Here is a 12,293-nt window from a genome sequence, read left to right on the forward strand (position 1 = left end):
GGGCATGGTCCGGCGCTACCCCTCGCTGGTCGGTGGCAGCGCGGGGCGACGCCCGGTGGATTCCGCATCCCCGATGAGCAACTGCCGCAGGTCATCGCGGAACAGCCGGTAGGCGTCTTCTCGACGGACCTCGTCGGCCTGCCGCAACACCCATGCGGGATGCACCGTGGCAGAGCCACGGGTGCCATCCGGCAGGGTGTGCCAACGGGCGCGATCACGTGTCAGGCTGAAATGGCTGCCGAACACTGCCGACGCCGCCGTTGCGCCCAGGCACACGATGATCTCCGGCCGCACCCGCTCGATCTCGCCCAGCAGCCACGGACGGCAGGCCTGCACATGGCGGCCCTGCGGACGTTTGTGCAGGCGCACCTTGCCGCGCCTCTCGTGGTGGAAATGCTTCACTGCGTTGGTCAGGTACAGCGCGGAGCGGGCGATACCCAGCTCGGAGAGGGCACGGTCCAGCAGCGCGCCGGCAGGTCCCGCGAAGGGGCGTCCGCACAGGTCCTCGGTGTCGCCCGGCTGTTCGCCGACCAGCATCACCCGTGCATCGCCAGGCCCTTCACCGAACACTACCTGGGTGGTGGACTCCCACAGGGGGCACTGCCGGCAGCCCGCTGCCTGGCGCTGCAGGGTGGACAGATCACTGGAGGGTGAGGGGACCGGGGATGTCGCCTGCCGCGACGGGATCCGCCGCTGGGGTGGCTGCGCCGGGCGATCGTGCATGGCCTGCACGCGGTCGCCAGCATCGCGGATCAGCCCGGGCAGCAGCTGCGCCTCGGGCAGGTGCCGCCAGTACCGGGCAGGCATCTCCTGCTGCATCATCCGCGTGTTGAGGCGTGCGGGATTGAAGATGCTTGCGTAGTAGGTCTGCCAGAGCGTCTCGCGTGCGTCCTCCGCCGGCGCCTGCTCGCGGTGCCCGCCAGCGCCGAAGGACAGCGCCTGGCCATCCCAGTGCACGCTCCGGTAGGGGGTGAGGATGGCCCAGCGCATGCCAGCGAAGCGGCGTGCGAAGAACGCCGCGACCCGGTCGACGATCCGATGCTGCGGCTCGAACCATGCGATGAAGGCATCCTGCTCGCCGGGGATCTCGCGGAAGCGCACGAACGCCTTCATCTTGTGCGTGTCGCGGCGGACCGCCTGCGCCATCGTCATCGCGCGCAGCACATCGGCGTCGGTTGGATTGGAGAGCAGCGCGCGCTCGCCGTGCACGATCCGCCACAGCAGCCGGTACAGCAGTGGCATCGGCTGCGCATCGGCATGGCACAGGCAGGTGGAGGCCAGCTCAAGGAACGCACTCGGCACATGTGGCACGGAGGGCGTTTCCAGAAGCGGGGCCTGGGTCGCTGCTGGAGCATCCAGCAACGACCCGGCGGTGCTTTCCAACCAGTCCAGCTGCTCGGGCGACAGCCCGCGCAGCAGCGCTTCGCGGGCTGCACCCCGCCAGGCATCGAGCGACCATGGGGGATCGACCCGCAGCGACCAGCGCTGGGCGTCAGGCCGCCGGCGGTGCATCGAACAGCGATCCCTGGCGGGGCGGCGGCGCCAAACGCGCACGCAATGCCACAGGATCCTCCAGCGCCTTGCGTGGCTGGTGGTCAGCCAGCAGCACGAACGGCAGCAGCTTGCCCATCGGTGCCTTCAGCCTCGCAATGTCCGCCACCCGCAGCCGGCCATGGCGGCGCGCCATCAACACGCGTTTCACATTGCGTACGCCGAGCCCGGGAACCCGCAGCAGCAGTTCCTTCGGCGCACGATTGAGGTCGACCGGGAAGCGCTCGGGATGGCGGATCGCCCAGGCCATCTTCGGATCGATGTCCAGATCCAGCATGCCCCCCTGCGCGGTGTCGGTGATCTCTTCCACGCCGTAGCCATAGAAGCGCAGCAGCCAGTCTGCCTGGTACAGCCGATGCTCGCGCTGCAGTGGCGGCGGCTGTACCGGCAACTGCAGACTGGCGTCGGGAATGGGGCTGAAGGCCGAGTAGTAGACGCGGCGCATCCGGTAACTTCCGTACAGATTGTCGGCACTGCAGAGGATCTGCCTGTCGCTGGCGCCATCGGCACCAACGATCATCTGCGTGCTCTGCCCCGCCGGTGCGAAGCGCGGGGCTTTCGCTCGCGTCCGGCGCGGCGCGCCCGCGGTGATCGCGCGCGATGCCTTGCCGGCCTCCTTGGCCTCCTCGATGCGCCAGCGCAGCTCGCCCATGGCGCCGCGGATCGAGCCGACGGTCTTCTCCGGAGCCAGTTTCGTCAATCCGGCCTCGGTGGGCAGTTCGACATTGATCGAGAGACGGTCGGCGTGCCGGCCGGCCGCTGCCAGCAGTTCCGGCGATGCTTCGGGAATGGTCTTGAGGTGGATGTAGCCGGCGAAGCGATGTTCCTCGCGCAGCCGGCGGGCGACTTCCACCAGGCGCTCCATCGTGTAATCCGCATTGCGGATGATTCCGCTGGAAAGGAACAGGCCCTCGATGTAGTTGCGCTTGTAGAAGTCCAGGGTCAGCGCGACCACCTCATCCACACTGAAACGCGCGCGTGGCACGTTGCTGGAGACGCGGTTGATGCAGTACGCACAGTCGTAGACGCAGAAGTTGGTGAGCAGGATCTTCAACAGGGACACGCAGCGGCCGTCCGGCGTGTAGCTGTGGCAGATGCCCATGCCCTCGGTGCTGCCGATGCCACCGCTGGTCCGGGAGTCGCGCTTGCCGGACCCGCTGGAAGCACAGGAGGCGTCGTATTTGGCGGCGTCGGCAAGAATGGCCAGCTTGCGGAGGGTGTCCATGGCGGCACGCTACGCAGGGGCTGTCTCATTGGGTGAGACAGCCCCTGAACTCTTCAGGATCTGCCGCCGGGCATGGCCCGGCGGGGGTGGATCAGAAGCCGTGGGTGATGCTCGGCTGGCCTGCTGAATAGTCGGCGTACGGGTCGTGCTCGCCGCTGCTGCCTTCGGAGAGGCGGAACTTCAGCGCCAGGCCGTCGCGCGAATCGGCAGCGCGCAAGGCTTCCTCCTGCTCGATCACGCCGGACTTGGCGAGCCGGAACAGGCATTGGTCGAAGCTCTCCATGCCTTCTTCCAGCGAGGCTTCCATCGCTGCCTTGATCTCGTGCACCTGGCCGCGTCGCAGCAGGTCGCGGATCATCGGGGTGTTGATCAGCACCTCGGTGGCTGGAAGACGGCGGCCGTCCTTGTTCTTCACCAGGCGCTGGCTGATCACCGCACGCAGGTTCAGCGCCAGGTTCATCAGCACGTTCTTGTGCGCGCTTTCCGGGAAGAAGTTGAGGATCCGCTCGATGGTCTGGTCGGCATTGTTGGAATGCAGCGTGGCCAGGCACAGATGGCCGGTCTCGGCGAAGGCGATGGCCGCTTCCATCGTCTCGGCATCCAGGATCTCGCCGATCAGGATGACGTCCGGTGCCTCGCGCATCGCGTTCTTCAGCGCATTGTGGAAGGCATGGGTGTCCAGCCCCACTTCACGCTGGTTGACGATGGACATCTTGTGCTTGTGCAGGTACTCGATCGGATCCTCGATGGTGAGGATGTGTCCGGTCGTGGTGCTGTTGCGATGGTCGATCATCGACGCCAGCGAGGTCGATTTGCCGGAACCGGTGGACCCCACCACCAGCACCAGCCCGCGCGGGGTCATGATGACGTCCTTCAGCACCTGCGGCAGGTTCAGCTCCTCGATGCTCGGGATCCGGCTGCGGATGGCGCGGATGACCATGCCGACCTCGCCCCGCTGCTTGAACACGTTCACCCGGAAACGGCCGGCATCGGCCAGGGCGATGGCCATGTTGAGCTCCAGCTCGCGCTCGAACTGCGGCACCTGGCCCTCGTCCATCAGCGAATAGGCGATCTTCTTGACCATGCCGGGCGGCAGGCCGGTGTTGCCCAGCGGGTAAAGCTTCCCCTCGATCTTGATGTAGACCGGTGCTCCGGTGGTCAGGAACATGTCCGAGGCGTTCTTTTCGGTCATCAGCTTCAGGAAGTAGCCGATATCCATCGCGAATTTTCCCCAACGAAACTGCCGGCGCCCGTTGCAAGCACGGCGCTGGCTTGACGACAATGGCCGTGAACCGACAACCGGTACGGCCTCCCCAATGAAACGACCTAGCTTCGCACGAATGCGCCACGGCCTGTATGTGATGGCGTTTGCATTCGCACTGTCTGCCCCCGCCTGGGCGCAGGACGGTGCGCTGGAACTGGCCCAGGCCCGGCAGGCGGTGGACAAGGCCACCCAGGCCGATGCCGACCAGTACGCCCCGGACCTGATCGATCTGGCCCGGCAGGGCCTGGAGCAGGCGCAGCGCGCCGCTGGCGATCGCCGCGAACGCAAGAACGCCCCGGCCATGGCCCTGCGCGCGGCGGCCGATGCCGACCTGGCCCGCGCCCGCAGCGAGGAGGCCACTGCCACCGCGCAGCTGCAGCTGCGCCGCAACGAGGTCAACCAGCTGCAGCGCCAGCTCTCGACCGGGGAGGACCGCCGGTGAAACCCGTGAACGCCGTAACCCTGGCCGTACTGCTGGCTCTGCCGACCCTTGCCCTGGCGGCCGACAACCCCGTGGTGGCCCAGCTGAGCCAGCGCCTGATGGCCATCCAGGCCAATCCGGACACCGCCGAACTGGGCGCCTTCGAGCGCATGCAGGCCCAGCAGGCCATTGCCACCCTGGACAAGGCCAAGCGCCGCGACCAGGAGTTGGCGACCTACCTGGCCCAGCGCCGGGTCGAGATCGCCGAGACCGCCGTACGCGCGGCCCTGGCCGCCCGTGAGGTCGATCGGCTCGAGCGGACCCGCAGTGACCTGCTGATCGAGGCGAGCCGCCGCGATGCCGCCCGCGCCCGCCAGGAGGCCGAACAGCTGCGCATGCAGGCGCAGATGCAGGCCGAGGAAGCTGAACGCCTGCGTCAGGCTGCCGAGGCCGAGACGCTGGCACGGCAGGACGCCGAGAACGCCCTGACCAGCGTGGCCGGCAAGCAGCAGCAGCGATTGAGCGCGGCCCAGCAGAATGCGGCGAAACTGGCCCGCGAGGAGGCCGAGCTGGTGTCCGGGCAGAAGCTGCCGGGCTCGAAGTTCGACGGACGCGGCGAGGTCTTCACCTTCGCCGGTGATGCTTTCGGAGCGGGCGGCTCCAGTCTGTCCGCCGGGGCGCGCAACCAGGCCAAGGCGTTGGCCGAGTACCTGAACATCGGCAAGAAGGGCCGGCTGCGCATCGAGGCCTACGACAGCGCCAACGGCGTCGGGCAGAAGCGCGCCGAGGCCCTGCGTGATGCACTGGTGGCGGGCGGTGTCGCCAGCAACCGCATCCAGATCAGCGGCAAGAAGGCGGCGTCGACCCGGGCGCGCTCGGCCGAGGTCATCATCGCCCCGTAATTGATTGATATTGTTTGTTTTTCGTTGCGTTGAGCATTCAGCCTGAACCCCGCCCCGGCGGGGTTCGGTCTTTTTGTCGCAGGGGTCTTGTACCCCGCCCGGAGCAGGCGTAGGGTCAATCGTCCGGGACGCAATGCCGCGGACCGGACGATGGGAGGGCCGGGCCGATGCAAGCAGGGCGCGAACCGCAGCAGACCGACGTGCGCAGGCCAGTGCCGCAGGTCGTTGTGCGCACCCATGCAGCCATCGAACGGCGCTCCTCCATGAACAACGCCCCGTGCCTTGCGGCCGGGGCGTTCGCGTATCTGTCGAAGGAGGTCCATCATGTTTGAAGATCAGCCCCAGAGCGAGATCGACGCACGTCGCGCGCGTGATCCGGAGTTCAGGGCACTCCATGACCAGCACCGCAAGTTGAACAAGAAGTGCATGGACGCGGAGTTGGGTGTACTCCCGATCGATGATGTCACCCTGGGTCGCATGAAGCGTGAGAAGCTGCTGGCCAAGCAACGACTTCTGCGAATGTACGAAACACCGCTCCCAACGACGTCCGCCACGCTGTGACGCACCTCGTCACGCCCGGAACGGCGTGATCCGGCCACAGAAGGCCCGGCCAGGCGCTCGCGCCCTGGCGTCGCGGTACCGCCGATGACGGCGGCCGCGCCAAGGCACCACAGGCGGTGGTGCCTTGGCCCGCACGTCCCTGTCTCATCGATGCGGACGGTACCGGTCTCCTCGTCGATCCGGGGCCGTCCGCATCCCTTTTCCGGCAGCGTCGCGCCCATGCCCGGACTGACCTGACTTTCAGCGCCATCCGTCGGATAATCATCTGTCCGGCCCTGTGTGGCGCGAACCGAAAGTCCTGCGAATGCCCATCCATTCTTCCGTCCTCGAACTCATTGGCCAGACCCCGATCGTCAAGGCCCAGCGCCTGGACACCGGTGTCTGCGAGCTCTATCTGAAGCTCGAGAACGCCAACCCGGGTGGATCGATCAAGGATCGCATCGGCCTGTCGATGATCGAGGCAGCGGAGAAGCGCGGGGACCTGAAGCCGGGCGCGACGCTGGTCGAGGGCACCGCGGGCAACACCGGACTGGGCCTGGCCCTGGTCGCCCAGCAGAAGGGCTACAAGTTGATCCTGGTCGTTCCCGACAAGATGAGCCGGGAAAAGATCTTCAATCTGAAGGCGATGGGCGCTGAAGTGCGTCTGACCCGCTCGGACGTGGCCAAGGGCCACCCGGAGTACTACCAGGATCTGGCAAAGACCATTGCCGAGCAGACGCCGGGCGCCTACTTCATCAACCAGTTCGGCAACCCCGACAATCCGGCCGCCCACGAATTCGGCACCGGCCCGGAGATCCTGGAGCAGATGGGCGGCGATCTGGACGCCATCGTGTTCGGCTGCGGCAGCTCGGGCACCATGACCGGCCTGTCGCGCGCCTTCGCCACGCTGTCGCCGAAGACCGAGCTGGTGCTGGCCGACCCGGTCGGGTCGATCCTGGCCGAGTACATCAACGATGGCGTGCTCAATGACAAGTCGGGCAGCTGGCTGGTGGAAGGCATCGGCGAGGATTTCCTGCCCTCGATCTCCGATTTCAGCCGTGTCACCAAGGCCTATGCCATCAGCGACGCCGAGAGCTTCCACACCGCACGCGAACTGCTGGGCAAGGAAGGCATCCTCGGTGGCTCCTCCACGGGTACCCTGCTCGCCGCCGCACTGAAGTACTGCCGCGAGCAGACCACGCCGAAGAAGGTGCTGGTGCTGGTGTGCGACACCGGCAACAAGTACCTGTCGAAGATGTACAACGACTACTGGATGCTGGACAACGGCTTCCTCGAGCGCCCGCAGCACGGCGACCTGCGCGACCTGATCCTGCGCCCGTACGGCCAGCGCGACACCGTCGTGATCGGCCCGAATGATCTGTTGACCACCGCCTACCAGCGGATGAAGCTGTACGACGTCTCGCAGCTCCCGGTGATGGAGGGCGACCAGCTGGTCGGCATCGTCGATGAAAGCGACGTACTGCTGCATGTCTACGGCGACGAGGCGCGCTTCCGGGATCCGGTGGCCACGGCCATGGTCAGCAAGCTGGACCGGCTGGACGTGAAGTCGCCGATCGAAGCCCTGCTGCCCGTGTTCGATCGTGGCCAGGTGGCGATCGTCATGGACGGCAATGCCTTCCTCGGCCTGATCACCCGGATCGATCTGCTCAACTACCTGCGGCGTCGCGTTCAGTAACGCGAAGATCACAGACGATCGCAGCTGAATTCACGTTTATTCGCGTCAAAGGTTGTTAAGGCCGCGCTGATAGACTTCCGCTCCTTCGACGGCACCGTCCACCGGTGCCCATCAGGAATCAACATGTCCAACGCTTCTTCCCAGGATCGCGCGCTCGCCCTGGCCACCCTGGCCATCCACGGCGGCCAGTCGCCCGATCCGAGCACCGGTGCGGTGATGCCGCCGATCTACGCCACCTCGACCTATGCGCAGTCCAGCCCGGGCGAGCACCAGGGCTTCGAATACTCGCGTACGCACAATCCGACCCGCTTTGCCTATGAGCGCTGCGTCGCCTCGCTGGAGGGGGGAACCCGCGGTTTCGCCTTTGCTTCCGGCATGGCCGCCAGCTCGACCGTGATCGAACTGCTGGACGCCGGCAGCCACGTGGTGGCGATGGATGACATCTATGGCGGCAGCTTCCGCCTGTTCGAGCGCGTGCGCCGTCGTACCGCCGGGCTGGACTTCAGCTTCGTCGATCTGACCGACCTGGCCGCGTTCGAGGCTGCGATCACGCCGGCCACGCGCATGGTATGGATCGAAACCCCGACCAACCCGATGCTGAAGATCGTGGACATCGCTGCGGTCGCCGCCATCGCCAAGCGCCATGGCCTGATCGTGGTGGTGGACAACACATTCGCCTCACCGATGCTGCAGCGTCCGCTGGAACTGGGGGCGGACCTGGTCCTGCACTCGGCCACCAAGTACCTCAACGGGCATTCGGACATGGTCGGCGGCATGGTCGTGGTCGGCGACAACGCCGAACTGGCCGAGCAGATGGCGTTCCTGCAGAACTCGGTGGGGGGCGTGCAGGGGCCGTTCGACAGCTTCCTGGCCCTGCGTGGCCTGAAGACCCTGCCGCTGCGCATGAAGGCGCACTGCGCCAATGCGCTGGCCCTGGCCCAATGGCTGGAAAAGCACCCGGCGGTGGACAAGGTGATCTACCCCGGCCTGGCCTCGCACCCGCAGCACGACCTGGCGACCCGCCAGATGGGCGGCTACGGCGGCATCGTCTCGATCGTCCTCAAGGGCGGTTTCGAGGCGGCCAAGCGCTTCTGCGAGAAGACCGAGCTGTTCACCCTGGCCGAATCGCTCGGCGGCGTGGAGAGCCTGGTCAACCATCCTGCCGTGATGACCCATGCGTCGATCCCGGTCGCGCGCCGCGAGCAGCTGGGCATCAGCGATGCGCTGGTGCGCCTGAGCGTGGGGGTGGAAGACCTGGGCGACCTGCAGCAGGACCTGGAACGGGCGCTGGGTTGAGCCGCACCATGGCCAGCAACGACGAAAGCAGGGGAGGGAGGCGGGCGCCACGTCGCATCGTCCACGCCCTGCGCGCCCGGCTGGGCGGGCTGCGCCGTTGGTGGCTTGCCCGCGGACTGGAGCAGGCGCGTTTCCCCGCGCTGCCCGCACCGGCCGCTGGCGACGCGCGCGGTGAAGCGCTGGTCTTCCCGCCGACCGATCCCACCCTGGGGCCGGGCGTCAATCTGTACGGCTACATCCACGGCCAGTTCGGCCTGGGTCAGGCGGCACGGATGTATGCCCGTGCCCTGCTGAGTGAGGGATATCCGGTTGCGGTGAACGATGCCGCCCTCCGCATCCCGCACGCGTGCAATGACCACAGCCTGTCCGGCCAGCTCGGACGGGGCGCGCCCTATCCCTTCAACCTGGTATTCGTGAATCCGGACCTGTTCGGTGAACTGGCGCCCCGCCTGCCGCGCGATACCTACACCATCGCGTTCTGGTTCTGGGAACTGGATACCGTGCCGGCCGCATGGCAGCGAACGCTGGAGCAGGTCGACGAAGTCTGGGTCTCCACCCGCTTCGTCGAGGATGCCTTCCGGCGCGCGACCGGCAAGCCGGTGGTGCGCATTCCGCATCCGATCGTGCCGCAGCCCGGCGCGGACCTGTCCCGGTCCAGCTTCGGCCTGGACGACGACGCGTTCGTGTTCCTGTGCAGCTTCGACTTCAATTCGTCGATCCACCGCAAGAATCCGTGGGCGGTGCTGGCGGCGTTCCGCGCGGCCTTCGATGGCGCACCGGACAACGTGCAGCTGGTGATGAAGTGCAGCAACGGCTTCCGCCATCCGCAGCGGCTGCGCGAGCTGATGCAGCAGGCTGCCGGCGATCCGCGCATCCTGGTACGCGACCAGGTGCTCGACGATGCGCAGCTGCACGCATTGCAGGAAACTGCCGATGCCTATGTCTCGCTGCACCGCGCGGAAGGGCTGGGGCTCGGACTGGCCGAGAGCATGGCCCGTGGCAAGCCGGTGATCGCCACCGCCTGGTCGGGCAATCTCGATTTCATGAACGAGGGCAACAGCTGCCTGGTGCCGTTCCGCACGGTGCCGATCCGCCCGGGGGAGTATCCCTTCGCTGATGGCGGCACCTGGGCCGAGGCCGACGTGCCGGCCGCGGCAGCGTGGATGCGCCGGCTCGCCCGTGAACCGGGCCTGGCGCAGCGGATCGGCGTGCAGGCACGCAGCGACATCCTGGAAACCATGAGCCTGCAGGCCGCCGCAACGGCCATGCGCGCTCGATTGCAGTCTTTGGAACGACACGACCGATGAACCCAAGAACCACCCCCACCGGGCACGAGGATTCGACATGCTGGGTATGCTGAAAGCCCTGTGGAACTACCGCTATTTCATTTTTTCCTCGATCAAGAACGAGCTGCGGCTGCGCTTCATCCGCAGCCGCCTGGGCGCCTTGTGGATGATCATCCACCCGCTGATGCAGGTGCTGATCTTCGCCACGATCCTGTCCGAGGTGCTGGCCGCCAAGCTGCCGGGCATCGATGACAAGTACGGTTACGCGCTGTACCTGATGTCCGGCACCCTGTGCTGGACGATGTTCTCCGAGACCATCGGCAAGTCGGTGAACCTGTTCGTCGACAGCGGCAACCTGATGAAGAAGATGTCGTTCCCCCGCATCTGCCTGCCGTTCATCGCCGGTGGCACTATGCTGGTCAACAACGTGCTGCTGCTGGTGGCGATCTTCGCGGTGTTCGCGGTGATGGGCCACATGCCCACGGCCGAGGCCCTGTGGCTGCCGGCGCTGATGCTGCTGACGCTGAGTTTCTCGATGGCGCTGGGCCTGCTGCTGGGCGTGCTCAACGTGTTCATGCGCGATATCGGCCAAGTGGTTCCGGTGGTCCTGCAGGCATTGTTCTGGCTGACTCCCATCGTCTACCACATCACCATCCTGCCCGAGCGCGTGCAGGCGATCTTCCGGCTCAACCCGTTGCTGCCGCTGGTTACCAGCTACCAGAACGTGCTGCTGTTCGACAAGCCGCCGGTCTGGGGTGACCTGTTGTGGCTGATGATCGCCACGGTGGTGCTGGCATTGGCTTCGCTGGTGATGTTCCGTCGTGCCAGCCCGGAAATGGTGGATGCGCTATGAGTGGTGAACTGAAGGTCGACAACGTCGGCAAGGCGTATCGTGTCTGGACGAGTGAGTGGCTGCGCGCGGCCCGCTGGTTCGGTGTGCCGACGCGGCCCAAGGAAGAGAACTGGGTGCTGCGCAATGTGTCTTTCACCATCGCGCCCGGCGAAGCCGTGGGCGTGATCGGCCAGAACGGCGCGGGCAAGAGCACCCTGCTCAAGCTCATCACCGGAACCGCCCAGCCCACCGAGGGCCAGGTGACGCGGACCGGCCGCGTTGCGGCGATTCTCGAGCTGGGCATGGGCTTCAACCCCGACCTCACCGGTCGCCAGAACGCGTTCCACTCCGCAGGCCTGATGGGCTACTCGCAGGAGCAGATCGAAGCCGCGATGCCGGAGATCGAGGCCTTCGCCGAAGTTGGCGAGTATTTCGACCAGCCCGTGCGTACCTATTCCAGCGGCATGCAGGTGCGCGTGGCGTTTGCCGTCGCCACTGCATTCACCCCGGACCTGCTGATCGTCGACGAGGCCCTGTCGGTCGGCGACAGCTACTTCCAGCACAAGAGCTTCGACCGCATGCGTCGCTTCCGCGAGGAGGGCACGTCGATCATGCTGGTCTCGCACAGCCTCAGCGACGTGAAGGCACTGTGCGACCGCGCGATCCTGCTGGACAAGGGACGAGTGCTGAAGGATGGCGAGCCGGACGAGGTCATCGATTTCTACAACGCGCTGATCGCGAAGAAGGAAAACGAGACGCTTGCGGTCGAGCAGCGCCGTGGCAAATCCGGCTGGGTGACTACCCGGAGCGGGACCGGCCAGGCCCGCGTGGAATCGCTGCGACTGCTCGATGGCGAAAGCAGCCAGGAGGTCAAGCTGGCAACCGTTGGCCAGAAGCTCCGGCTTGAACTGAAGGCACAGGTCAGTGCCGACCTGCCCAGCCTGGTACTGGGGTTCATGCTGCGCGACAAGCAGGGCCACATCATCTGGGGCAGCAATACCTGGCATACCGGTCAGGTCCAGCGTGATGTGCGGGGCGGAGAACAGGTGGTCTACCACCTGGACTTCACCTGTACGCTGGGCCCGGGTTCCTACTCGGTGTCGCCGGCGCTGGTCAGCACCGAAACGCACATGGTCGACAACTTCGAGTGGGTGGACAACCTGCTGGTGTTCGACGTGATGAATGCCGACAGGACCACGTTCATCGGATCGAACTGGCTCGATGCTGCCTTCAGCGTCGAACGCAGCCGCGCATCGGCCGATGGTGTGCAGGCGGACTGA

The 12,293-nt window shown here is 66.3% G+C and carries 11 protein-coding genes; 8 read left to right on the forward strand and 3 right to left on the reverse strand.

Annotated elements, in window-relative coordinates:
• Positions 1 to 15 precede the first annotated feature (15 nt).
• The 3 genes from ACZK08_RS02400 to ACZK08_RS02410 all read right to left on the reverse strand — a co-directional run bounded on the left by ACZK08_RS02400 (position 16) and on the right by ACZK08_RS02410 (position 3,995).
• Positions 16 to 1,512, reverse strand: coding sequence for a UdgX family uracil-DNA binding protein (locus ACZK08_RS02400; RefSeq protein WP_065182511.1), 1,497 nt, complete (start codon positions 1,510 to 1,512; stop codon positions 16 to 18).
• Positions 1,493 to 2,776: a putative DNA modification/repair radical SAM protein gene (locus ACZK08_RS02405; protein ID WP_065182510.1), complete on the reverse strand. Its 1,284-nt coding sequence runs from the start codon at positions 2,774 to 2,776 to the stop codon at positions 1,493 to 1,495. The genes ACZK08_RS02400 and ACZK08_RS02405 overlap by 20 nt, the downstream gene beginning before the upstream one ends.
• 91 nt (positions 2,777 to 2,867) lie before the next feature.
• A complete protein-coding gene (locus ACZK08_RS02410; protein ID WP_053516991.1) occupies positions 2,868 to 3,995 on the reverse strand; it encodes a PilT/PilU family type 4a pilus ATPase in 1,128 nt (375 codons plus the stop codon).
• A 121-nt stretch (positions 3,996 to 4,116) separates the two neighbouring features.
• On the opposite strand from ACZK08_RS02410, the gene ACZK08_RS02415 reads away from it, so the two are divergent.
• The 8 genes from ACZK08_RS02415 (at position 4,117) to ACZK08_RS02450 (ending at position 12,293) form a co-directional block, all read left to right on the forward strand.
• Entirely contained in the window at positions 4,117 to 4,482 is a 366-nt protein-coding gene (locus ACZK08_RS02415) for a DUF4398 domain-containing protein (RefSeq protein WP_053516990.1), read from the forward strand.
• Complete coding sequence (locus ACZK08_RS02420; RefSeq protein WP_065182509.1) at positions 4,479 to 5,363, forward strand: OmpA family protein; 885 nt, start codon at positions 4,479 to 4,481, stop codon at positions 5,361 to 5,363. Before ACZK08_RS02415 ends, ACZK08_RS02420 begins: the two co-directional genes overlap by 4 nt.
• 324 nt (positions 5,364 to 5,687) lie before the next feature.
• Complete coding sequence (locus ACZK08_RS02425; protein WP_053516987.1) at positions 5,688 to 5,924, forward strand: HP1242/YdcH family protein; 237 nt, start codon at positions 5,688 to 5,690, stop codon at positions 5,922 to 5,924.
• 304 nt (positions 5,925 to 6,228) lie between these two features.
• A complete protein-coding gene (locus ACZK08_RS02430) occupies positions 6,229 to 7,599 on the forward strand; it encodes a pyridoxal-phosphate dependent enzyme (protein ID WP_053516986.1) in 1,371 nt (456 codons plus the stop codon).
• 123 nt (positions 7,600 to 7,722) lie between these two features.
• Complete coding sequence (locus ACZK08_RS02435) at positions 7,723 to 8,895, forward strand: cystathionine gamma-synthase (protein WP_065182508.1); 1,173 nt, start codon at positions 7,723 to 7,725, stop codon at positions 8,893 to 8,895.
• Between the two features lie 8 nt (positions 8,896 to 8,903).
• Positions 8,904 to 10,202 carry a glycosyltransferase family 4 protein gene (locus tag ACZK08_RS02440; RefSeq protein WP_231107784.1) on the forward strand — a complete coding sequence of 433 codons (1,299 nt, stop codon included), beginning with the start codon at positions 8,904 to 8,906 and terminating at the stop codon, positions 10,200 to 10,202.
• A gap of 37 nt (positions 10,203 to 10,239) precedes the next feature.
• Positions 10,240 to 11,034: an ABC transporter permease gene (locus tag ACZK08_RS02445; protein WP_111186692.1), complete on the forward strand. Its 795-nt coding sequence runs from the start codon at positions 10,240 to 10,242 to the stop codon at positions 11,032 to 11,034.
• Positions 11,031 to 12,293 (forward strand): ABC transporter ATP-binding protein, encoded by a 1,263-nt coding sequence (locus ACZK08_RS02450; RefSeq protein ID WP_053516984.1) that lies wholly within the window; start codon positions 11,031 to 11,033, stop codon positions 12,291 to 12,293. Before ACZK08_RS02445 ends, ACZK08_RS02450 begins: the two co-directional genes overlap by 4 nt.

The organism is Stenotrophomonas sp. 112478_Sma, assembly GCF_056479905.1.

What these genes read in the sequence shown, in the direction of transcription:
- ACZK08_RS02430 (WP_053516986.1), top strand. Translation starts at nt 6,229, where the DNA reads ATGCCCATCCATTCTTCCGTCCTCGAACTCATTGGCCAGACCCCGATC.
- ACZK08_RS02405 (WP_065182510.1), bottom strand. Translation starts at nt 2,776, where the DNA reads ATGGACACCCTCCGCAAGCTGGCCATTCTTGCCGACGCCGCCAAATAC.
- ACZK08_RS02400 (WP_065182511.1), bottom strand. Translation starts at nt 1,512, where the DNA reads ATGCACCGCCGGCGGCCTGACGCCCAGCGCTGGTCGCTGCGGGTCGAT.
- ACZK08_RS02435 (WP_065182508.1), top strand. Translation starts at nt 7,723, where the DNA reads ATGTCCAACGCTTCTTCCCAGGATCGCGCGCTCGCCCTGGCCACCCTG.
- ACZK08_RS02445 (WP_111186692.1), top strand. Translation starts at nt 10,240, where the DNA reads ATGCTGGGTATGCTGAAAGCCCTGTGGAACTACCGCTATTTCATTTTT.
- ACZK08_RS02415 (WP_053516990.1), top strand. Translation starts at nt 4,117, where the DNA reads ATGCGCCACGGCCTGTATGTGATGGCGTTTGCATTCGCACTGTCTGCC.
- ACZK08_RS02440 (WP_231107784.1), top strand. Translation starts at nt 8,904, where the DNA reads ATGGCCAGCAACGACGAAAGCAGGGGAGGGAGGCGGGCGCCACGTCGC.
- ACZK08_RS02410 (WP_053516991.1), bottom strand. Translation starts at nt 3,995, where the DNA reads ATGGATATCGGCTACTTCCTGAAGCTGATGACCGAAAAGAACGCCTCG.
- ACZK08_RS02450 (WP_053516984.1), top strand. Translation starts at nt 11,031, where the DNA reads ATGAGTGGTGAACTGAAGGTCGACAACGTCGGCAAGGCGTATCGTGTC.
- ACZK08_RS02425 (WP_053516987.1), top strand. Translation starts at nt 5,688, where the DNA reads ATGTTTGAAGATCAGCCCCAGAGCGAGATCGACGCACGTCGCGCGCGT.